The sequence below is a fragment of the Sphingomonas sp. JUb134 genome (assembly GCF_004341505.2).
In the GTDB taxonomy this organism is placed as follows: domain Bacteria; phylum Pseudomonadota; class Alphaproteobacteria; order Sphingomonadales; family Sphingomonadaceae; genus Sphingomonas.
Window position 1 is genome coordinate 2,489,797 of sequence record NZ_SLYP02000001.1, and the last position, 21,896, is coordinate 2,511,692.

Annotated in this window: 21 protein-coding genes; 15 read left to right on the forward strand and 6 right to left on the reverse strand. The window is 68.2% G+C overall.

Annotated features, from left to right (window positions below; all coding sequences use genetic code 11):
* Positions 1-53: 53 nt before the first annotated feature.
* The 5 genes from EDF69_RS11495 (at position 54) to EDF69_RS11515 (ending at position 5,464) form a co-directional block, all read left to right on the forward strand.
* On the forward strand, positions 54-2,579 hold the full coding sequence (locus EDF69_RS11495; RefSeq protein WP_132881969.1) for a TonB-dependent receptor: 2,526 nt from the start codon (positions 54-56) through the stop codon (positions 2,577-2,579).
* Between the two features lie 134 nt (positions 2,580-2,713).
* Entirely contained in the window at positions 2,714-3,823 is a 1,110-nt protein-coding gene (locus EDF69_RS11500) for a sensor histidine kinase (protein WP_125960079.1), read from the forward strand.
* A complete protein-coding gene (locus EDF69_RS11505; protein WP_125960080.1) occupies positions 3,820-4,626 on the forward strand; it encodes a LytR/AlgR family response regulator transcription factor in 807 nt (268 codons plus the stop codon). The genes EDF69_RS11500 and EDF69_RS11505 overlap by 4 nt, the downstream gene beginning before the upstream one ends.
* 74 nt (positions 4,627-4,700) lie before the next feature.
* Positions 4,701-5,162 (forward strand): hypothetical protein, encoded by a 462-nt coding sequence (locus EDF69_RS11510; protein WP_132881968.1) that lies wholly within the window; start codon positions 4,701-4,703, stop codon positions 5,160-5,162.
* A complete protein-coding gene (locus tag EDF69_RS11515) occupies positions 5,159-5,464 on the forward strand; it encodes a transcriptional regulator (protein WP_132881967.1) in 306 nt (101 codons plus the stop codon). The genes EDF69_RS11510 and EDF69_RS11515 overlap by 4 nt, the downstream gene beginning before the upstream one ends.
* Positions 5,465-5,499: 35 nt before the next feature.
* Here the strand turns inward: EDF69_RS11515 and EDF69_RS11520 are convergent, their stop codons facing one another.
* The 4 genes from EDF69_RS11520 to EDF69_RS11535 all read right to left on the reverse strand — a co-directional run bounded on the left by EDF69_RS11520 (position 5,500) and on the right by EDF69_RS11535 (position 9,379).
* Complete coding sequence (locus EDF69_RS11520) at positions 5,500-5,778, reverse strand: DUF3297 family protein (protein WP_132881966.1); 279 nt, start codon at positions 5,776-5,778, stop codon at positions 5,500-5,502.
* A 91-nt stretch (positions 5,779-5,869) separates the two neighbouring features.
* Positions 5,870-6,301, reverse strand: a complete 432-nt coding sequence (locus EDF69_RS11525; protein WP_132881965.1) for a hypothetical protein — start codon at positions 6,299-6,301, stop codon at positions 5,870-5,872.
* Between the two features lie 204 nt (positions 6,302-6,505).
* The gene (gene typA, locus EDF69_RS11530) at positions 6,506-8,344 is read right to left on the reverse strand and encodes a translational GTPase TypA (RefSeq protein WP_125960085.1); all 1,839 of its coding nucleotides are present in this window, start codon (positions 8,342-8,344) and stop codon (positions 6,506-6,508) included.
* Between the two features lie 81 nt (positions 8,345-8,425).
* Positions 8,426-9,379, reverse strand: a complete 954-nt coding sequence (locus tag EDF69_RS11535) for a hypothetical protein (RefSeq protein ID WP_132881964.1) — start codon at positions 9,377-9,379, stop codon at positions 8,426-8,428.
* Positions 9,380-9,470: 91 nt separating this feature from the next.
* Here EDF69_RS11535 and EDF69_RS11540 point away from each other — a divergent pair, with 91 nt between their 5' ends.
* The 4 genes from EDF69_RS11540 to EDF69_RS11555 all read left to right on the forward strand — a co-directional run bounded on the left by EDF69_RS11540 (position 9,471) and on the right by EDF69_RS11555 (position 13,167).
* Positions 9,471-10,664, forward strand: coding sequence for a toxic anion resistance protein (locus EDF69_RS11540; RefSeq protein WP_132881963.1), 1,194 nt, complete (start codon positions 9,471-9,473; stop codon positions 10,662-10,664).
* A 9-nt stretch (positions 10,665-10,673) separates the two neighbouring features.
* The gene (locus EDF69_RS11545; RefSeq protein WP_132881962.1) at positions 10,674-11,384 is read left to right on the forward strand and encodes a hypothetical protein; all 711 of its coding nucleotides are present in this window, start codon (positions 10,674-10,676) and stop codon (positions 11,382-11,384) included.
* 65 nt (positions 11,385-11,449) lie between these two features.
* Positions 11,450-11,869 (forward strand): VOC family protein, encoded by a 420-nt coding sequence (locus EDF69_RS11550; protein ID WP_132881961.1) that lies wholly within the window; start codon positions 11,450-11,452, stop codon positions 11,867-11,869.
* A gap of 59 nt (positions 11,870-11,928) precedes the next feature.
* On the forward strand, positions 11,929-13,167 hold the full coding sequence (locus EDF69_RS11555) for an MFS transporter (protein WP_339538358.1): 1,239 nt from the start codon (positions 11,929-11,931) through the stop codon (positions 13,165-13,167).
* Positions 13,168-13,363: 196 nt separating this feature from the next.
* On the opposite strand, the gene EDF69_RS11560 is transcribed toward EDF69_RS11555, so the two are convergent.
* On the reverse strand, positions 13,364-15,112 hold the full coding sequence (locus EDF69_RS11560; protein WP_339538360.1) for a class I adenylate-forming enzyme family protein: 1,749 nt from the start codon (positions 15,110-15,112) through the stop codon (positions 13,364-13,366).
* Positions 15,113-15,226: 114 nt separating this feature from the next.
* Between EDF69_RS11560 and EDF69_RS11565 the strand changes: the two genes are divergently transcribed.
* Positions 15,227-16,096 carry an acyl-CoA thioesterase gene (locus tag EDF69_RS11565; RefSeq protein ID WP_132881959.1) on the forward strand — a complete coding sequence of 290 codons (870 nt, stop codon included), beginning with the start codon at positions 15,227-15,229 and terminating at the stop codon, positions 16,094-16,096.
* Positions 16,097-16,310: 214 nt separating this feature from the next.
* Here the strand turns inward: EDF69_RS11565 and EDF69_RS11570 are convergent, their stop codons facing one another.
* Complete coding sequence (locus tag EDF69_RS11570) at positions 16,311-17,312, reverse strand: phosphotransferase family protein (RefSeq protein WP_132881958.1); 1,002 nt, start codon at positions 17,310-17,312, stop codon at positions 16,311-16,313.
* A 205-nt stretch (positions 17,313-17,517) separates the two neighbouring features.
* On the opposite strand from EDF69_RS11570, the gene EDF69_RS11575 reads away from it, so the two are divergent.
* The 5 genes from EDF69_RS11575 (at position 17,518) to EDF69_RS11595 (ending at position 21,824) form a co-directional block, all read left to right on the forward strand.
* Positions 17,518-18,213 carry a glutathione S-transferase N-terminal domain-containing protein gene (locus tag EDF69_RS11575; RefSeq protein WP_132881957.1) on the forward strand — a complete coding sequence of 232 codons (696 nt, stop codon included), beginning with the start codon at positions 17,518-17,520 and terminating at the stop codon, positions 18,211-18,213.
* A gap of 121 nt (positions 18,214-18,334) precedes the next feature.
* Positions 18,335-18,868 carry an EF-hand domain-containing protein gene (locus EDF69_RS11580; protein ID WP_132881956.1) on the forward strand — a complete coding sequence of 178 codons (534 nt, stop codon included), beginning with the start codon at positions 18,335-18,337 and terminating at the stop codon, positions 18,866-18,868.
* 83 nt (positions 18,869-18,951) lie between these two features.
* Entirely contained in the window at positions 18,952-19,671 is a 720-nt protein-coding gene (locus tag EDF69_RS11585; RefSeq protein ID WP_132881955.1) for a response regulator, read from the forward strand.
* Positions 19,668-21,029, forward strand: coding sequence for a sensor histidine kinase (locus tag EDF69_RS11590; protein WP_239555450.1), 1,362 nt, complete (start codon positions 19,668-19,670; stop codon positions 21,027-21,029). Before EDF69_RS11585 ends, EDF69_RS11590 begins: the two co-directional genes overlap by 4 nt.
* Before the next feature lie 99 nt (positions 21,030-21,128).
* Complete coding sequence (locus EDF69_RS11595) at positions 21,129-21,824, forward strand: endonuclease/exonuclease/phosphatase family protein (protein WP_132881954.1); 696 nt, start codon at positions 21,129-21,131, stop codon at positions 21,822-21,824.
* The last annotated feature ends 72 nt before the right edge of the window (positions 21,825-21,896 follow it).

Here is a 21,896-nt window from a genome sequence, read left to right on the forward strand (position 1 = left end):
CCAGACGGTGAACGGGCACCGCGTCTGAGCATCCGCTCACGATAGGGGAACACATGCGTACGAAGCTTTTTGCAGGCGTGGCTTTTGCCGCGCTGGTCATTCCGGCTGCCGCAATGGCGCAGTCGACTGCATCGCAGGAGTTTAACGAGGGTAGCGAAGTCGTCGTCACGGGCCGGGCCGATCGCACGATCGGGGGCGTGGACCTTCCGAACCAGCCCAAGGCGCAGGTGGTCCTCGACAGCGAGATCATCCAGCGGCAGCGTCCGGGCCAGACGATCAACGACGTCATCAACCTGGTTCCGGGTGTCAGCTTCCAGAACAACGACCCCTATGGTTCGTCGGGCGGTGGCTTCCGCATCCGCGGCTTCGACTCGTCGCGCATTTCGCAGACGCTGGACGGCATTCCGCTGAACGACAGCGGCAACTATGCCATCTACACCAACCAGCAGGTCGACAGCGAGATCATCGACAACGTCAGCGTCAACCTGGGCGCGACCGACGTCGACAGCCCGACTGCCTCGGCCGTCGGCGGCACCGTGAACCTGCGCACCCGCGTCCCCGGCGACGAGCTGGGCGCGATGTTCACCGCTTCCTATGGTGAGTACGACTATCACCGCGTGTTCGGCATGATCGACACCGGCGACATCACCGGCATGGGCACCAAGGCGTTCGCCTCGGCCTCGTGGGTTTCGTACGACAACCCGTTCAACAACTACGGCCGCATCAAGAAGCAGCAGTACAACGCTCGCATCTACCAGGATCTGGGCGGCAACGGCGACTTCATCTCGATCGCAGGCCACTACAACCAGGCTCGCAACAACTTCTTCGGTTCGGGTCCGCTGCGTGGCGATCCCGGCCGCGAGACCGGCACCGGCAGCGGCAACCGCTTCCCGACCAGCTTCGACGAAGCCAGCTACGACGTTCCGGTGTGCAGCACCGACACGCCGGAGACCGGCGTGGTCGATTCGACGAACAGCTGCGGCACCCAGTATGACCGCCGCTACAACCCGTCGAACACCGGCAACATCCGTGGTTCGTCGCGCTTCACGCTCGCCGATGGCCTGACCCTGACGGTTGATCCCAGCTATCAGTACACCAAGGCGAACGGCGGCGGCACGGTGACGGGCCGCGAGGGCGTCCGCACCATCAACGGCGTCAACTACACGGGCTTCATCGGCGGCCAGTACTACTTCGGCCGTGACCTGAACTTCGACGGCGACGTACTCGACACCTGCAGCACCAGCGGCGCGGCATGCGCCAGCAGCAACGCCAACGGCGTCACCCTGCTCGCTCCGAGCCAGACCGTGACCAACCGGTACATGGTGATCTCGAACCTGGTGTATCAGATCAACGACGCACACCGCGTCCGCTTGTCCTACACCTACGATCGCGCGCGCCATCGTCAGACCGGCGAGACCGGCTTCCTGTACAGCAACGGCGAACCGTTCGACGTGTTCCCGATCAACGACCCGATCACGGACCTCAACGGCAACGTCGTTCAGAAGCGTGATCGCAAGTCGTACGCGATCCTGAACCAGGTGTCGGGCCAGTACCGCGGCGAGTTCCTCGAGAACAACCTCGTCCTCGACCTCGGCCTGCGCGTGCCGTTCTTCAAGCGCGACCTGAACCAGAACTGCTTCACCACGGCAGCCAACGGCAACGTCGACTGCGTCGCCTCGGACAACGCCTCCGGCTATGCGGCGGCCAACCCGAACTATGCGGCACCGCGCTCGCGTGATTACACGTACAACCGTGCGCTTCCGAACGTCGGCCTGACCTACAACATCACGCCGCAGGCGAGCATCTTCGCCAGCTACGCGAAGGGCCTCTCGGTCCCGGGCACCGACACGCTGTACAGCGCGCTGTACTTCGCCGATGGCACGGAAGGGGCCGATCCGGCACCGGAAACCACGGACAGCTTCGACCTCGGTCTGCGCTACCGCTCCGGCATCGTCACGGCGCAGCTGGGCGGCTATTACATCAAGTTCAAGAACCGCATCGCGACCGCGTTCGATGCCGAGCTTGGTGAAAGCGTCTCGCGCAACATCGGCAAGGTCGACCGCTACGGCTTCGACGGCAGCATCTCGGTGCAGCCGATCCGCGAGATCACGGCCTATGTCTTCGGTTCGTACCTGAACTCGGAGATCCAGGACGATGTGCAGACCGGTGCGAACACCTTCCTGCCGACCGCCGGCAAGCAGGAGTCGGGCCTGTCGAAGTGGAGCTTCGGTGGTCGCCTGCAGGGTACCCTGGGCCCGGTCGAGCTCGGCGCACAGGTCAAGTACACCGGACCGCGCTACATCAACGACATCAACGAGCCGTTGGTGCAGACGATCTCGGGCGTGGTGACCGATGTCTTCCCGGCAAAGGTGGACGGCTACACGCTGGTCGACCTCGACGCCCGCTTCTCGCTGGCCCAGTTCGGTCTGGACAAGACCTTCTTCCAGCTGAACGTGTCGAACCTCTTCAACGAGTTCTACGTCGGCTACATCAGCGGCAGCTCGAACAACACGAGCGTTCCGTTCGTGCAGTTCGGTGCTCCCCGCGCCGTCAGCGGCTCGATCGTGATCGGCTTCTAAGCCCTCGATCCGAACGCGACCTAACAGCAGGCCGCCGTTCCCCACCCGGGGAGCGGCGGTTTTGCTTTTTGGCGGGGGGTGTGGTTCCCGCGCCCCTTCCCCGCGAAGTTGACCCGCAGTAAGGCGGCGGCACGATGGCTGCCGTGTCTTCCCTGTTCTCGCGCCCGTTCTTCGAAGAGAAGAGCCGCGCCTTCTGGATCCTGCAGGCCGCGGGATGGAGCGGCTATCTGCTGCTGCGCACCGTCTCCACGGTATTCAATGCGCCCAGCCTCAAGGTGGTGCTGGGCGTCATCGTGGAATCCATCGTCGGTTATTGCCTGACGCTGCTGATGTCGGTGCTCTACGGCAGCTATCGGCGCCTGCCCCGGATGTGGGCGATCATCTGCACGCTGCTGACGCTGTTCGCGGCCACGCTGCTCTATGCGATCATCGAGACCTATACCTTCTCGCTCTCGCGCGCCAACGCGCCGTCGACGGCGGTGCTGGACCTCTCGCTGCTGCCGGGGCTGTTGTTCCTCACCTTCACGGTGCTGGCCGGCTGGTCCGCCCTCTATTTCGGCATCAACTTCTACCTGATCGTCGAGCAGCAGACCCGCACCATGCAGGCGCTGGAGAACCAGGCGTCGTCGGCGCAGCTGGCGATGCTGCGCTATCAGCTGAACCCGCACTTCCTGTTCAACACGCTCAACTCGATCTCCACGCTGGTGCTGCTCAAGCACACCGAGCGCGCCAACATCATGCTGTCGCGGCTCGCCTCGTTCCTGCGCTACACGCTCGCCAACGAGCCGACCGCGCATGTGACGCTGTCGCAGGAGGTGGAGACGCTGAAGCTCTACCTCGACATCGAGAAGATGCGCTTCGAGGAGCGGCTGCAGATGCGGTTCGACATCGACCCGCGGGTGGCGAACGCCCGGCTGCCCTCGCTGCTGCTCCAGCCGCTGGTCGAAAACGCCATCAAATACGCGGTCACCCCGAAGGAAGAGGGTGCCGAGATCGCGGTTACGGCTCGGCTCGCCGGGGAACGGGTGCAGATTGGCGTTTCGGATACCGGCCCGGGCTTGAACGAGGCGTCGCGCAGGCCGACCTTGTCGACCGGCGTGGGACTGGCAAACATCCGGGAGCGACTGGCGCAGGCATATGGTGAAGACCATCGCCTCGACACGCGGTCGATTCCGGGCAGCGGGTTCAGCGTCGAGATCGAAATTCCGTTCCAGGTCGAGGAACGCACGCGAGAGGCTGCATGACCATCCGTACCATATTAGTCGACGACGAGCCGCTGGCCATCCAGGGGCTGGAACTGCGCCTGCAGGCGCATGAAGACGTCGAAATCGTCGACAAGTGCGTCAACGGCCGCGAGGCCATCCGCTCGATCAAGACCCACAAGCCCGACCTCGTGTTCCTCGACATCCAGATGCCCGGCTTCGACGGATTCTCCGTCGTCCAGGGACTGATGGAGGTGGAGCCGCCGCTGGTGGTGTTCGTGACCGCCTATTCCGACCACGCCCTGCGCGCGTTCGAGGCCCAGGCGGTGGATTACCTCATGAAGCCGGTGGACGACGCCCGCCTGGCCGACACGCTCGACCGCGTGCGCCAGCGGCTCAACGAGAAGCGCGGCCAGGCCGAGGTCGACCGGCTGAAGGAAGTGCTCGCCGAGGTGGCCCCGGAAGCGGCCGAGACGCTGTCGGACGGCGGCGACGGCGGCGCGCACAATGCCAATCGGTTCGAGAAGCTCATCAACATCAAGGATCGCGGGCAGATCTTCCGCGTGGACGTCGACACGATCGAGCGCATCGACGCGGCCGGCGACTATATGTGCATCTACACCGGCGACAACACGCTGATCCTGCGCGAGACGATGAAGGACCTGGAGAAGCGGCTCGATCCGCGCCGGTTCCAGCGCGTGCATCGCTCCACCATCGTCAACCTGGACCTGGTGAAGCAGGTGAAGCCGCATACCAACGGCGAATGCTTCCTGGTGCTGGATTCCGGCGCCCAGGTGAAGGTGAGCCGCAGCTATCGCGACGTGGTGGCGCGCTTCGTCCACTGAGTTCCGCGCGCGGCGTCACTTGACGATGTGGAAAGTCAGTGCCACTTTCCACATCGGAAAGTGGAGAAACGCTGATGCCGCACCCTGAGTCGCCTGATTCCGCCAGCGCCGCGCTGGCGCTTGCCGCCACCAATCGCGCGCGCTCCCGCATGGCCGCCGGCGATCTTGGTACCAGCTGGTACGCGCCCCTCTATGGCGTCGCGATCGGGGCGCTGATCGCCAGCTACGCACTTCCCGAGCACCTGATCTCGATTGGGGTGGCGGTGAGCATTGTTGGCATGGCGCTGCTGTTCCGGTTCTGGAAGCGGCGCACCGGGCTTTCGGTGAACGGGTATCGCGCCGGCAGCACCCGCCCGACCGTGATCGCATTCGCGGTGCTGATGCTGGGCATGCTGATGGCCGGCGTCGTGCTCCGCTTCCGCCTGGGGGTCGTGTGGGCACCGCTGCCGCTGGGGGTGATCGGCGGGGTCGTGGCGACGCTCGCGAGCCGGCGCTTCGACCGGATCTGGCGCGAAGAACTGGCGGCGCCGCTGTGAGCGCGATCCCGGGCTATGATGCGGTGCTGAACGCCCCCGTGCGCCTGCAGGTCTGCGCGCTGCTGATCGAGGCGGAGGAGGTGGAGTTCGCCCGCATCCGGGAAGCCATCGGCATCAGCGAATCCGTGCTGTCCAAGCACGCGGCGCAGCTGGATGCGGCAGGCTATGTCCGGCTGCGCAAGGCCAGCATGGGGGGGCGGCAACGAACCTGGCTGGCGCTGACGACGCCTGGCAAGCAGGCGTTTCGAACGCATGTGGCCGCACTCACACGGCTGGCCGCGATGGCCGAGGCGGCGGAGTAGCGCGCGGGCATAGCGACCCGCGCGCCCAGGATCGGTCAGCCCTGCTCGGCTTCGCCGGCCGCTGCCTCGTCCTCGGTGCCGGTCTGGAACCAGGCTTCCACCGGGCCGACCAGCTTGATCGTGAGCGGCTGGCCGTGGCGGTCGACCTTCTTGCCCAGGCCGACGCGGATCCAGCCCTCGGAAATCGAATATTCCTCGACGTCGCGGCGCTCCACGCCCTTGAAGCGGATGCCGACGCCGCGCTCCAGCGCCTCGCGGTCGAAATGCGGGCTGCGCGGGTTGATCGAAAGGTGGTCGGGGGGTGTATCGCTCATGCGCGGCCGCATGGCGCAAAACCGCGTCCGCGCCAACAAAAAAAGGGCGGCGCGTGGCCCCTGCCCGCGCCGCGCTCCGGGCGTGGCAGCGTCAGTTGCAGACGCGCACGCGCACCGGATAGCCGTAGTAGGGATCGAAGCGCTGCTCGTCCCAGCACTGGCGGTGATCGCGATAGCGATAGGCGTAATAGCCGTCGGCGGGATAATAGCCCCGCTCGCGATAGTAGCGGTCGTCATAGTCATAGGCGTAGCCGCGGTCGCGGTAGTAGCGATCGCGGTACCGGCGGTCGTTGGCGCTGGATGCGAGCGCTGCGCCCAGCACCACGCCGACGACACCGGCCGCAATCGCCGGACCGGCCGAGCTGCGCCCGCGATAGCCGCGATAGCCGGGGTAGTAGCCGTGGTAGCCGCCGTGCGGGTAATAGCCGCCGCGGTAGCGCTGGGCCTCTGCAGGCGCCGACGCGGTCAGCGCAGTGGCGGCAAGCGCGACGCCCAGCCCGGCCTTCTTCAACAAGGATTTCATCTCCGAACTCCTCCTCTCTTCTCGCGTCCGGGCGTGACGGAGATCACGCAACGGGCACGACAGGCAGGCAGTAGCGCGGATGCGCTGAACCGGGGGGTAACCCGTTGTTCAGCCAGGGTTTAGTCGGACAGCAAAGAGGCGCCGGATGCTGGTGCATCCGACGCCTCTTGCGTTGGTTCGCAGATCGCGAAGGCTAGGCCGGGATCAGGCCGCCTTCGAACGCGACATGCGCTTGCGCACGTTGGGGTCGAGGAAGCGCTTGCGCAGCCGGATGTTCTTCGGCGTGACTTCCACCATCTCATCGTCGTCGATGTAGGCGATCGCCTGCTCCAGCGTCATCTTCTTCGGCGGGGTCAGGCGGATGGCATCGTCCTTGCCGCCCGATGCGCGGAAGTTGGTCAGCTGCTTCGCCTTCATCGGGTTGACCTCGAGGTCATCCGTCTTGGCGTTCTCGCCGATGATCATGCCCTCGTAGAGGGCCTCGCCGTGGCCAACGAACAGGATGCCGCGGTCCTCGAGCGGGCCGAGCGCATAGCCCTGGGCCTCGCCGGCGCCGTTGGAGATGAGCACGCCGTTCTTGCGGCCCTCGATGGTGCCCTTGAAGGGGCCATAGCGCTCGAACAGGCGGTTCATGATGCCGGTGCCGCGCGTGTCCGACAGGAACTCGCCGTGGTAGCCGATGAGGCCACGCGACGGTGCCGAGAAGGTGATGCGGGTCTTGCCGCCACCCGACGGACGCATGTCCGTCATCTCGGCCTTGCGCTGGTTCATCTTGTCGACGACCGTGCCCGAGAACTCGTCGTCCACGTCGATCACCACCGTCTCGTACGGCTCGGTCTTGGCGCCGTTCTCGTCGGTGCCGAACAGCACGCGCGGACGACTGATGCCGAGCTCGAAGCCCTCGCGGCGCATCGTCTCGATCAGCACGCCCAGCTGAAGCTCGCCGCGGCCGGCGACTTCGAAGCTGTCCTTGTCCTCGCTCTCGGTGACCTTGATCGCGACGTTGGACTCCGCTTCGCGCTCCAGGCGATCGCGGATCATGCGGCTGGTGACCTTCGAACCCTCACGGCCCGCCATCGGCGAGTCGTTGACGGCGAAGCGCATCGACAGCGTCGGCGGATCGATCGGCTGCGCCTGGATCGCCTCGGTGACGGTCGTGTCGCAGATCGTGTTCGACACGGTTGCGACGGCGAGACCGGCGAGCGAGATGATGTCGCCAGCCTTCGCCTCTTCGGTGGGCACACGCTCCAGACCCTGGAAGGTCATGATCTTGGACGCGCGGCCGGTCTCGATCACGTTGCCCGCCATGTCGAGCGCGTGGATCGGCTGGTTGAGCTTCACCGTGCCGGACTGGACGCGACCGGTGAGGATGCGGCCGAGGAAGTTGTCGCGATCGAGCAGCGTCACCAGGAAGCTGAACGGCGCGTCGACGTCGAGGTTCGGCGCCGGCACGTGGCTGACGATCTTCTCGAACAGCGGGATCAGCGTGCCTTCGCGCGCGTCGGGGTTGTCCGAGGCATAGCCGTTGCGGCCCGACGCGTAGAGCACCGGGAAGTCGAGCTGCTCGTCGGTCGCGTCGAGCGAGACGAACAGGTCGAAGACCTCGTCCAGCACTTCCTGCACGCGGCTGTCCGAACGGTCGATCTTGTTGACGACGACGATCGGCTTGAGGCCGAGCTTCAGCGCCTTCCCGGTCACGAACTTCGTCTGCGGCATCGCGCCTTCCGACGAATCGACCAGCAGGATCACGCCGTCGACCATCGAGAGGATGCGCTCCACCTCACCGCCGAAGTCGGCGTGGCCGGGCGTGTCGACGATGTTGATGCGGACCGGCTCGCCGCCGCCCGGAGGCGCCCATTCGACCGAGGTCGGCTTGGCGAGAATGGTGATCCCGCGCTCCTTCTCGAGGTCGTTCGAGTCCATCGCGCGCTCTTCCACGCGCTGGTTGTCGCGGAAGGTGCCCGACTGGCGGAACAGCTGGTCGACAAGGGTGGTTTTGCCATGATCGACGTGCGCGATGATGGCGATGTTGCGCAGGCTCATTCAATTTCCCGGAAAGTGGCCGACGCAGTGCGCGGGCGGTTTCGGCGCGGCCCTTAGCTTATTTCCTGCGCCGCGGAAAGGTCATTCGACGAAGCGGCCGCCGTCGAGCACGGCCAGCGGATCGGAAATCGTCAACATCTCTTCCAGCGCGCGGCGCTTGTCGGGCTGGCGTGCATACCAGCGCTCCCAGATCCGTTGCCCCATCCAATATCCGGCCTCGCCAGGCCAGCCCTCGGGCGCGCTGCCGTAGTTCCCGACCCAGCGATGCATCGCGACCTCCGCGGGCGAGCCGCGCGCCGGATCGCCCTTGGTGTCGGCGGTGGTCGCCAGGTCGGCCTTGAGCATCTGCCAGAGCGCGGCCTCGCGGGCGCTGCCCCAGGCCGCGCGCTTGGGGTCCATCTCGGTTCCGGTCGCCAGCGCGGCGATGAAGTCGGCCGCGCCCTCGGCCAGCACGGCGCGTAGCAGCGGTCCGCCAGGCGACGGCTCGTCGCCGTCCCGCTGCAACGCGTGGACGGTCTCGTGCGCATAGAATTGCCGGAGCACGGCGCGCAGTGCCTCGGGACTGCCGGAGATCCTGCACAGCGTCTCCAGTCCGAGCACCTGCATGTCCGGCGCTGCGGTTCCGCCGGAATTGTCGGCCCCCACCACCAGGTAGATGCGGGGAAGTGGGCGGTCCGGAAACAGGGCACTCAGCGCGAGATAGGTGGCGCGAAGCTCCGGCGTTGTGGCCTTGACGACCGGCAGGCATTCCCGAACCGCTTCGGTATAGAGGCCGCGCTTGGCGGCGACGGTGCGCGCCAGATGGGCGGCATCGCGGATGCGACCGGGGGTGAACACCCGCACGCCTTCGCTGGCGCCGTCCAGATAGTCGCGCTGGATCTGCTCGGCCGTCAGCGGGCCCTCCGTGCGCGCGAGCAACGCCGCGAAGCGGTCGGCATCGCCGGTCTCGATTTCCGCAGTCAGCGGGTCGACGGCAGGCGGCGGAACCTCCACTTGGCCAAGCACAAGCGCGGCCCCGATCAGCAACTCCAGCAATGTACCCCCCTGCGACGCGTGTTATTTGCCTGATACACTTGCACGGCCGCGGCAAGCAACTATCCTCAAGGGACCAAGCACAGGAGACGATATGGCGACGCAGGTGGCGGAACAGGAGCTGAAACTCGAAGCGCCGGATCCCGTGCCCGCCGTGACGCCTGCCAAGGCTGCCGGGCTGGTGCCGGTGGACGACAAGAAGAAGTCGGAGCTGGAGACCCGCGTCGACAGCTTCATCGAGGACCTGATCGCACAGGACGTGAACTCGCCCGAGTTCGGCAAGCGGGTGGACGCGATCACCAACATGGGCGCGCGCGAGATCCGCGAGGCGGCGGGCCAGTCGAACCGCTTCCTGGACCGGCCGGTGAAGGCGATGGACCGCGAGAACGGCGTCGGTGCCGACCTCGCCCAGCTGCGCCGCACGATCGAGGACCTCGATCCCGGCAAGCAGGGCAACCTGCTGGCGCCCAAGAAGCTGTTCGGCATCCTGCCGTTCGGCAACAAGATGCGCGACTATTTCGACAGCTATAAGAGCTCGCAGACCCACATCGCGCAGATCCTCAAGAGCCTGCAGTCCGGCAAGGACGAGCTGCTGATGGACAATGCCGCGATCGACGTGGAGCGGCAGAACCTGTGGGCGGCGATGGGCCGGCTGGAGCAGATGATCTATCTCTCCAAGGAGATGGATCGCAAGCTGGAGGACCGGGCCAACGACCTGGACCATAGCGATCCCGCCAAGGCCAAGGCGATCCGCGAGACCGCGCTGTTCTATGTCCGCCAGCGTACCCAGGATTTGCTCACCCAGATGGCGGTGACGGTGCAGGGCTATCTGGCGCTGGACCTGGTCAAGAAGAACAATGTCGAGCTGGTGAAGGGCGTCGATCGCGCCTCCACCACCACGGTCGGCGCGCTGCGCACGGCGGTGACGGTGGCGCAGGCGCTCACCAACCAGAAGCTGGTGCTCGAACAGATCACCGCGCTCAACACCACGACCGCGAACATCATCGATTCGACGGGCAAGCTGCTCAAGTCGCAGACCGCGCAGATCCACGAGCAGGCGGCGGCCTCCACCATCCCGGTCGAGACGCTGCAGCGCGCGTTCCAGAACATCTACGACACGATGGACGCGATCGACGTGTTCAAGCTGAAGGCGCTCGACAGCATGAAGACGACGGTCAACACGCTGTCGAACGAAGTCGAGCGGTCGAAGGGCTATATCGCCCGGGCGGAAGGTGCCGCGCAGAACGCGGGTGGCGGCGGCGAGACCTTCAAGCTCGAGGCGCTGTAAGGAACCCCTATGCAGAGCGAAGTCGACCACCAGATTGCCCGATCGACCGAAGTGCTGGAGCGATCGCGCGACCGTTATCGCGGCGGTGCGCAGCGCGTGAAGCGCAGGCGCGAGGCCGAGGTGCTGCGGCGGCTGGGCCGCATCGCCGCGGCCGACCTCGCGATCCTGATCGGGGCGCTGGTAGTCGGCTGGTTCGTACCGCTGGGGATCGGCGGGGCGATGCTGGTGATGGCGCTGCTGATCGCCGCCACCGCGCTGTTCGCGATCTTCCCGGTGGTGAAGGCGGCCACGCCCGAGACGTTCGCGACGGCGCCGCTGAAGGCGCTGCCGCAGCAGACCGAGCGCTGGCTCGAGACGCAGCGCCCCGCCCTGCCCGCGCCGGCACGTACGCTCACCGACTCAATCGGCGTGCGGCTCGATACGCTCAGCCAGCAGCTGGGCGCGCTCGACGAGCGCGAGCCCGCGGCGGCCGAGGTGCGCAAGCTGGTCGGCGAACAGCTGCCCGAGCTGGTGCGCGGCTACCAGCGCGTGCCCGAGCCGCTGCGCCGGGTGGAGCGCAACGGCCGCACCCCGGACGACCAGCTGGTCGAGGGGCTGAAGCTGATCGACGAGGAGATCGCCGACATGAGCCGGCAGCTGGCGCAGGGCGACCTGGACAGCCTGGCGACGCGCAACCGCTACCTCCAGATCAAATATCGCGACGACGAGACGCTGGCGTAGCAGGCCGGCAGAGGCGTAGCATCGCGTCCGAGACGGGCCTGCGCCCGCTTTCGAGGAGAGTCGCGATGACGGTGCGTCCTGCCTTGATCCCGGTGCTGCGCTATGCCGATGCGCCGCATGCGATCGACTTCCTGTGCGCGGCCTTTGGCTTCGTGCGCCATGCCGTCTACAGCGACGCGGACACCTCCCGAGTGGACCATGCCGAGCTGGTTTGGGCGGGGCAGATGATCCTGGTGTCGTCTGCAATCGACACGCCCTTTGCACAGGCGGCGCGCATGCGCACGGCTGCCGAGGCGGGCTGCGTGACCCAGTCGCTCTACCTGGTGGTGGACGATGTGGACGGCCATGCCGCGACGGCGGCGGCAGCGGGCGCCGAGGTCTTCCTGCCGCCCGAGGACCAGCCCTATGGGGGCCGCAGCTACAGCGCCCGCGATCCCGAGGGGAACGCCTGGACGTTTGGCAGCTACGATCCCTATGCGGGCTGAGGTCGGCTGATCCGCAGCGCGGGTTGGACAGAGGGGCCGGGCCTGCCCACATGGCGGGCGTGACCGATACCGTTCTTCTGGAAGCGCCCGACACCGACCCGCCCCGCCAGCCGCAATGGACGGCATATGGGACGCGCGCCTACCGCCGCATCAGCCTGGCGCTGTTCCTGGCCGGGTTCGCCACCTTTTCGCTGATCTACTGCGTGCAGCCGCTGCTGCCGGAGTTCGCGCGCGACTTCGGCGTGGCGCCGGGGATTGCATCGCTGGCGCTGTCGCTGACCACCGGCTTGCTGGCGCTGGCGATCTTCGTCGCGGGCGCCTTTTCGCAGATGGTGCCGCGGCGTGGGCTGATGTTCGTGTCGATGGCAGGCGCAGCCGTGCTCAACCTTGCCGCGGCGCTGACGCCGAGCTTCTCCCTGCTGCTCGCGGCGCGTGCGCTGGTAGGGCTCGTGCTGGGTGGCGTGCCGGCGGTGGCGATGGCCTATCTGGCCGAGGAGATCGAGCCGGCCCACCTGGGGCGTGCCATGGGCCTCTACGTCGCGGGCACGGCGTTCGGCGGCATGGCGGGGCGCGTCGGCATGGGCCTGGCGACCGACCTGACCAGCTGGCGCGGGGCGATGGGGCTGTTGGGGGCACTCGACCTGGCGGCGGCGGTGGGTTTCGTGCTGCTGCTGCCGGCGTCGCGCAACTTCGCGGTGGTGCGGGGCTTCGACCTTCGCTTTCACCTTCGGACGTGGCGGGCGCATCTGCGCGACCCCCGGCTGATGCGGCTGTTCACCCTCGCCTTCCTGCTGATGAGCGTGTTCGTGGCGCTGTTCAACTATGCCGGGTTCCGGCTGGCAGCAGCACCCTATCACCTGGGGCAGACGGCGAGCAGCATGATCTTCCTGACCTATGCGCTGGGCATGGTCGCCTCCTCCAGCGCGGGGCGGCTCGCCGACCGGCATGGCCGGGCGCGCACGCTGGGCGTGGGGCTGGCGCTGCTGCTCGCCGGGATCGCGCTCACCCTGTCGGCGAGCCTGGTGTGGATCGTGGCCGGCATCACGCTGCTGACGATCGGCTTCTTCATCGGCCATTCGGTGGCGAGCGGCTGGGTCGGGCGGGTAGCGCAGGGCGCGAAGGGGCATGCGGCGTCGCTGTACCTGCTGTTCTACTATGTCGGGTCGAGCGTAACGGGGACGCTGGGCGGCTGGTTCTGGGAGCATGGCGGATGGCATGCGCTTGCGGCGCTGACGGCGGTGCTGACGCTGCTAGGGTTTTGGGTGCTGGTGTCGCTGGCGCGGTCTAGCCGGGCGTAGGCACGCCCGAACCGGGCGGGGTCGTTGCTCCTTAGCTGCCGAGGCCATCCCGACTGGGCCCCGGCCTTCGCCGGGGTACGAGATCGAAGATTGAGGTGCTTCCAAGCTGCGGTGCTCCCGCGGAGGCGGGAACCTCGGGTCGCGGACAACCGCATTCCTGACCCTGGGCTCCTGCCTGCGCAGGAGCACGGTGGTGTCAGGAGCCGGGGGCGAACATCTCCCGGAGCGTTTGCTTCAGGATCTTGCCGTTGGGGTTGCGGGGCAGCGTCGCCTCGACGAAGCGGATCGCGACCGGCACCTTGAAGGCCGCGAGGCGCGCGCCGACCCAGGCTTGCAGCTCGGCCTCGTCGGCCTGCGTACCCGGCGCGAGATGGACGACGGCGGCCGGCTGTTCGCCGAGCGTGCGGTGGGGGATGCCGATCAGGGCGCAGTCGGTGACCGCCGGGTGCGCGTAGAGCACGTCCTCCACCTCGGCCGCGTAGATGTTCTCGCCGCCGCGGATCACCACGTCCTTCAGGCGATCGACGATGTGGCAGAAGCCGTCCGCGTCCAGGCGGGCGAGATCCCCGGTGCGGACCCAGCCATCGACGAAGCTGGCGGCGGTTTCCTGCGGCCGGTTCCAATAGCCCCGCACCACCATCGGCCCGCGTGCCCAGAGTTCGCCGACTTGGCCGTGCGGAAGCGGCTCGCCGGTTTCAGGGCAGAGGATCTTGAGGTCGGCGGTCGCGACCGGCGGGCCGCAGCTGGTCGGGCGGGCGAGATAGTCCTCCGCCGCATTGCTGGCGACGGTGGCCATGGTCTCGGTCATGCCCCAGCCGTTGCTGGGCATTGCGCCGAATTCCGAGTGGATGCGGCGGGCGAGTTCGGGCGCGGCCGGCGCGCCGCCATAGGCGATGCGGACGAGCGAGGAGAGATCGTGCGCGGGGCGATCGGGGTGCTCGAGCAGCTGCCAGGCGATGGCGGGAACGCCGCCGATCGCCTCGATCCGCTCCCGCTCGATCAGCGCCATGGCGGCGGCAGGGTCCCATCTGCGCATCAGCACGATCGTGCCGCCGGTCGCCAGCGCGATCATCAGGAAGGCACTGCACGCGGTGACGTGGAACAGCGGGATCGGCAGCAGCACCGTCTGCGCCGGCAAGCGCTCCGGCAGCGGCGCCCCGCGCCGCAGCAGCGTGCGGGCGGAGACGAAGGCGGAGGAGAGGATGTTGCTCATCAGGTTGCGGTGGGTGCCGACCGCACCCTTGGGACCCCCGGTGGTGCCGCTGGTATAGAAGATGGTGACGGGATCGTCGGGCGCGACCTCCGCTTCGGGGAACGCAGTCTCGGGAAGGCACGCCCAATCATTCGGGCTGCCGATCAGCGCCTCCAGGAGCTCGGCGTCACCGCCCAGAGGCTCGCGCCAGCCGGAGACGAGCACCGCCTCCAGCGCCGGCAACTTCGCATAGTGGTCGAGCAGCCGTTCGTGGCGGCGCGCGTCGGCGATCAGCAGGCGGGCGCCGGTGTCGGCGAGCGCGAAGGCGAGTTCGCCGCCGGTCCACCAGGCGTTGAGCGGCACGGCGATGGCACCCAGGCTCGCGATCGCCATCAGCGCGATCGGCCATTGCGGGCGGTTGCGCATCGCGATCGCAACCCGGTCGCCCTTGACGATGCCGCGCGCGGAGAGGGCTGCGGCGAGCGTGGCGACCGCGCGATAGCTCGCCTCGAAGGTGACGCGTTCGTCCTTGTGGACCAGGAACAGGCGATCGCCATGGGCGCGGGACGCCTGGGCGAGCGCGGCGAGGCTGCGCGGCGCGTGCTTCCAGGTGCGGGTCGGCACGCCGCGGATCGTCACCGTCTCCATCTCGTACCGCGCGCCGGGTGCGGTGAGCCGCGCCGTCGCCTCCGCGAGGGTGCAGGCGGGCAGGGCCGAGCCCGGCGGCGGTTCGATCGGTTGGTGCGTGGACACGGCGCGGCTTCAAGACCCGGCAGCCGGCGCCGTCAAGCGCGACGGATAAGTGCTTGCCGAATACGTAAAGCATGTGCCTATTGGTACGATCGGATCGAAGGAACGACTATTCCCATGACGTACACCCCGGAACGACTGGTCGAGACGCTGACCGCGCTGCTCGACCTGGAGGAACTGGACACGGACCTGTACCGGGGCGCGCGGCTGCCCGGCGGGCGCGGGCGCGTGTTCGGCGGCCAGGTGATCGGCCAGGCGCTTCAGGCGGCGCAGCAGTCCGTCGACGACAAGATCGCCCACTCGCTCCACGCCTATTTCATGCGTGCAGGCGATGCCGAGCATCCGATCATCTTCCGCGTGACCCGCGACTTCGACGGGCGGAGCTTCGCCACGCGGCGGGTGATGGCGTTGCAGCGCGGGCAGCCGATCCTGGTGCTCGCCGCCTCCTTCCAGCACCAGGAGGAAGGGCTGCACCACCAGGACGCGATGCCGGACGTGCCGCCGCCCGAGGCGTTGGGATCCGAAGCGCAGGTGCAGGCGGAAATGGCAGGCGAGCTGTCGGACCCGGTGCGCAAGTTCCTTGCCCAGCCGCGCCCGATCGAGATGCGGCCGGTGGCGCCGGGCGACTGGCTGCGCTCCGAACCGCGGCCGCCGGTGCAGCACAGCTGGTTCCGCACGGTCGCTCCCCTGCCCGACGACCCGGCGCTGCACCGGGCGGTGCTCGCCTATGCCAGCGACATGCTGCTGCTCGGCACGTCGATGATGCCGCATTCGGTGCGGCTGGGCGACCCGCGCATGCAGACGGCGAGCCTGGACCATGCGTTGTGGCTGCACGAGCCGTTCCGGTTCGACGACTGGCTGCTCTACACGACGGACAGCCCGTGGGCGGGGAACGGGCGCGGGTTCAACCGCGGGCGGATCTTCACGCGTGATGGTCGGCTGGTGGCGAGCGTCGCGCAGGAGGGGCTGATCCGCAAGCGGGGGTGAGGCCGGCCGGCGGGGGCCCGCGCGAGGATGTGCTGGTTCGTGGATCCGCCGTATTTCTGCGAAGGCAGGAATCCAGGGCCAAGCAGACCAACGACTTGCGGTGCTTGGAACCCTGGGCTCCTGCCTTCGCAGGAGCACGGGGGGAAGCGGCCGACATCACTGCCGCCTTGCCAGCTGGGCCGCAGCCTTTGCCGGAGTGGGATGCAGGTCGGGACTATGCGCCGGCGCGCTGAGCGTAGGTCCAGGCGGTGGCCGCGAGGGTCGCGCTATGGCCGGGGGCCTGTTCCTGCTCCAGAAGCGCGAGGCGGAAGAGCGTGTAGGCGAGGTGCCAGTCGAGGGCCGTGCCAGCTTGGCGGCCGCTCGCCTGACAATAGCGCGCCACCATCTCGTCTGCCGACGGGATGCCGCTTTCGGCGCCGGCGAGTTCGTCCAAGCCGGGGTGGAGTTCCGTGCCGCTCACCCAGCGCGCGAGCACATAGGCAAGGTCGATGCGCGGGTCGCCGACGCCGGCCTGGTCCCAGTCGAGCACAGCCGCCACGCGAACGCCCTCCTGCGAGAAAAGGAGGTTCTGGAGACGGAAGTCGCCGTGGACGATCGCGGGCGGCGCACGATCCGGAAGCGCGGCCGGAAGCCAGTCGGCAAGCCGGGCGAGCTTGGGCGTCGCGCGGGCGTGCGGCTTGGCGGTCCAATGGCCGAGCTTGCGGTCGAGCCGACATTCGGTGAAGCCGATCGCGTCCAAGGCGAGCGGCGCCGGGTCGATCGCATGGAGCGCCGCGAGCGCGTCGATCCAAGCATCATAATGTTCCCGGCGATGGGCGGGCGTCATGCCGGGCATGGTCTCGTCCCAGGGGGTGCGGCCCTCCACAAGTTGCATCACGTAGAAGGGCTCGCCGATCACTTCGGCGTCGGTGCAGAGCGCCAGTGGACGCGGCGCAGGGAAGCCGGTCGGCTGCAGCGCCTGGAGCAAGCCGAACTCGCGTTCGAGCGGATGGATCGCGGTTCCCTGCGGCTCTGACGGGCGGCGCCGGAGCACATAAGCGCGCTCGGGCGTGTCGATGCGATAGGTGCGGTTGCGGCGCCCTCCGGCGAAGCGGACATAGGCGAGCGGCCCTTCGAACCCGTCGACCGCCTGCGCCATCCACTCAGCAAGCGCGGCGCCATCGAGGTCGTCGGCCGGGCGGGTCCCCAGCATCTGCGAGGTGTCGTGGGTGGTCATGCGCGCCCTCCGGGCCAGGACCGCAAGGAGGAGCGCTGCGCCCCTGCTGCCGGGCTGCCGTTCGCCATCGCGCTCTCCCCTTGCCGCGCGCGACCGTCACCGCCGCGCCTGGGAACCATACGCGCACGGCCTGTGCGCGTTCCCTCGCCTTGCGCGTGCCAGCCCGCCCGCCCATGTCTCCGCACCGAAACAAGGAGCCCTGCCGATGATCCATCTCCACTATTGGCCGACCCCGAACGGCCACAAGATCACGCTGTTCCTGGAGGAGACCGGCCTCCCCTACACCATCCATCCGGTGAACATCGGCAAGGGCGAGCAGTTCGCGCCCGACTTCCTGAAGATCGCGCCCAACAACCGCATGCCGGCGATCGTCGACGACGAACCGGCGGACGGCGGCGAACCGATCAGCATCTTCGAATCCGGGGCGATCCTGCTTTACCTGGCCGAGAAGACCGGACGCTTCCTGGGGCCGGACCTGCGCACCCGCGTCGAGCAGACGCAATGGCTGATGTGGCAGATGGGCGGGCTCGGCCCGATGCTGGGGCAGAACCATCATTTCAATCGCTATGCGCCAGAGAAGATCCCCTATGCGATCGAGCGCTACCTCAAGGAAACCAACCGCTTGTACGGCGTCCTTGACCGGCGGCTGGAAGGGCGCGCGTTCATCGCGGGCGACTATTCGATCGCGGACATGGCCGCCTATCCCTGGATCGTGCCGCATGAAGCGCAGGGCCAGGACCTGACCGACTTCCCCAACGTCCAGCGCTGGTTCGAGGCGATCCGCACGCGGCCTGCGACCGGACGCGCCTACGCGCTCGGCGAGACGGTGAACGCGAGCAGCGGCGAGATGACGGAGGAAGCGCGCCGCAACCTGTTCGGCCAGACCGCGAAGCGGGACTGAGTGCCGAGACAATTTGCGACAGTTTTCCGGTCGCGCGACATACCGGTGCGACAGGCCGGGCCCAGATAACGAGCCATCGCCGCGGCACCCTGCCCCGGCAAGCAATGCAGAGGCTTTTGCGATGAAGAAGTTCGTAGTTGCGGCAGCGCTGGCCGCCACCATGCTGACCGGCGTCGCCCAGGCGGGCCAGCAGGACACCCCGGCGCCGCGCCGCGCCGGCCCGATGGCCATGATCGACGCCAACAAGGATGGCGTCCTCACCCGCGAGGAGGCGCTGGCAGCCGCCGACGTCCAGTTCGCGCGCATGGACCAGAACAAGGACGGCAAGGTCGACGCGACCGAGATGCGCCCGCCGCATCGTCGTGGCGGCGGAAATGCCCCGGCCGATGGCAAGGCCCCGGCCGGCAAGCCTGCACCGGGCATGCACCGGCGCGGCGGCATGGGCGAGCGGATGCTGGCGCGCGTCGACGCCAACAAGGATGGCGCGATCAGCCGCGAGGAGTTCCGCGCCGCGGCAACCACGCGCTTCGAGCGGATGGACGCCAACCGCGACGGCCGTATCGACGCCGCCGAGCAGAACGCGCTGCGCGAGCGGATGAAGGCGCGCTCGGGCCGTCACGCCCCGCCGGCACCCGCCGAAAGCGCAAACGACTGACATTCCCCGCCGGGCGGTGCCACACCGCCCGGCGCTTTCCGCCCGGCTGTCGCTGGCGCGGGAGTGTGATAGGTCCCCTTTCCATGGCCGATATTCCCCACCTGCTGCTGGTCGACGACGAACGCTCGATCCGGGAGCCGCTTGCCCAGTATCTGAGCAAGCAGGGCTTTCGCGTGACGCAAGCCGGCGACGCCGAGGGCGCACGTGCGCGCATGGCGGCGTACGCGATCGACCTCGTCGTGCTCGACATCATGATGCCGGGCGAGGACGGGCTGTCGCTGTGCCGCCATATCCGCGAGACCAGCGACACCCCGGTGATCCTGCTGACCGCGCGCGCCGAGGAGACCGACCGCATCGTCGGGCTGGAGATGGGCGCCGACGATTATGTGGTGAAGCCGTTCTCGCCGCGCGAGCTGGCGGCACGGATCAAGGTGGTGCTGCGGCGCCTGGCCGCCGGTGGCGTGCGCCAGCATGCGCCGGAAAGCGGCTCCTTCGCCTTTGCCGGCTGGGTGTTGAAGAGCGGAGAGCGCAGCCTGGTCGACCGCGAGGGCGTGTCGGTGCCCCTGTCGACGGGCGAATACAACCTGCTCCACGCGCTGGTGACGCGGCCGCGCCAGGTGCTGACCCGTGACCAGCTGCTCGACCTGACCCAGGGGCGCGAGGCGGCGGCGTTCGATCGCGCCATCGACAACCAGATCAGCCGCCTGCGCAAGAAGATCGAGACCGACCCCAAGAACCCCGAGATCATCAAGACGGTCTGGGGCGGCGGCTATACGCTGGCCAGCGAGGTCACCCGGCTTTGAACCGGCTGTGGCCTCGCAGCCTCTCCGGCCAGATTGCGCTGCTGGTCGCGATCGCGCTGTTCGTCGCGCAGGCGATCAACTTCGGCATGCTGCTGCGCGAGCGGCGCGCCGTGCGCTTCGCCCAGGTGACGGTGCCCGCCGTGACCCGCATGGTGGACGCGGCGGAGCGCCTGCGCGGCGGCCGGCCGGTGGATCCGCGCGGACCCGATCGGGACCGCCCGCGCGCCGTGCGACTGGTGCCGGACAACCCGCTGACCCACCAGGAACCCAGCGACGGCGAGTTCGAGGCGGCGGTTCGCAGCGCCTTTGCCGACGCTGGGCTCCAGGTCGGCCGCATCGAGACGGAGATCCGGCTGGTCGATCCGGACAGCCCCGTCGTGCGCCGGATGGACCGGGTCCACGCCGAGCGTCTTCGGCGTTTCGGCGCCACGCTGAAAGTGGCGGCCGAAATTCCGGGTCACGGCTGGCTGGTGCTGGAGACGCCCTGGCCGAACACCCAGCAGGGGCTGGTGTGGCAGCTCGTGGCGCAGACGCTGATCCTCTATGGCTTCGTCCTGCTGCCGGTGCTGTGGATCGGGCGCCGCATCTCCAAGCCGCTGCGCGCGCTGGCGCAGGCGGCGCATGACTATCGCCCGGGATCGGCCGCCAACACGGTCGAGGAATCCGGGCCGGGCGACGTGCGCGCGGTGATCGCCGCGTTCAACGGCATGAGCGTGCGCGTGAGCGGGATGCTGGAGGAAAAGGACCGGATGCTGGGTGCGATCGGGCACGACCTGCGCACGCCGCTCGCGGCGCTCCGCGTCCGCATCGAATCGGTCGAGGATGACGCCGACCGCGCGCGCATGGCGGAGACCATCGACGAGATGAACCGCACGCTGGAGGACATCCTGTCGCTCGCGCGCCTGGGCCGTCCGAGCGAACCCGAGACGCAGGTGGACCTGGCGGCGCTGGTAGACGCGGTGGTCGAGGACTTCCGCGATTTGGGTGCCGAAGTTTCGTTCGAGGAGGCGGAGCGCCAGCGGCTGCGCCTGCGGCCGACGCTGATGCGGCGCGCGATCCGCAACCTGATCGAGAATGCGGTGAAATATGCGGGCGGCGCTGAGGTGCGGCTGGTCGCCGATCCGGCGCGCGTGCGCATCGAGGTGGCCGACCGCGGCCCCGGCATCCCGCCGGACCAGATCGCGCGGGTGTTCCAGCCGTTCACCCGCCTGGAAACGTCGCGCAACCGCGAGACCGGCGGCATCGGCCTGGGCCTGGCGCTCGCGCAGGCGATCGTCGGCGATGCCGGTGGCGCGATCGCGCTCGCCAATCGCGACGGGGGCGGCCTGCTCGCCACCATCACCCTGCCGCGCGGATAAGCGGCCAAGCCGCCTGAATCCTTTCGCACGCGGAACCAGTTCGGCGCCGCCGCACTTGTTTCCCCATCTCTTCAGCGCTTTCCCCAACAGGCATCCCGGATGATCAAGATCGCCAGCTACAACATGCGCAAGGCCCTGGGCACCGATCGGCGCCGCCGGCCGGAGCGCACGCTGGAGGTGCTGCGCGAGATCGACGCCGACGTGATCGCCCTGCAGGAATGCGATCGCCGCTTCGGCCAGCGCATGGGCGTGATCCCCGAGCATATGCTGGAGGAGCATACCGACTGGCGTGCCGTCCCCTTGGCGGCACGCGCGCAGAGCATGGGCTGGCACGGCAATGCGCTGCTGATCCGCAAGTCGGCGCAGGTGCTGGATTGCGAGCGGATCGAGCTGCCCGCGCTGGAGCCGCGCGGCGCGGTGTCGGCCGACCTCCGCATCGGCGGCATGCTGCTGCGCGCGGTCGGCATGCACCTGGACCTGTCTGGCCTGTGGCGACGCAAGCAGGCCGCGGCGATCCTGAGCCATTGCGACAGCGCAGCGCGCGCGATGCCGACGGTGCTGATGGGCGATCTCAACGAATGGAGCGCAGCGTCGGGCTGCCTGCGCGACTTTGCGCGGCACCACCGGTTCGCCGCGACGGGGCCGAGCTTTCACGCCCGCCGGCCGGTGGGCAAGCTCGACCGGATCATGGCCTCGCCCGAACTCAAGATCGTGGACGCCGGCGTCCACGACACGGCGGCGGCACGGACCGCATCCGATCACCTGCCGATCTGGGCGGTGGTGGACCGCGCCTGAAGCGCCCGCTCCCGACCCTCCTTGCCCGCGCGGCGCTCCCCGCCTAAGCAGGCGGCGACCGCAAACCATAGG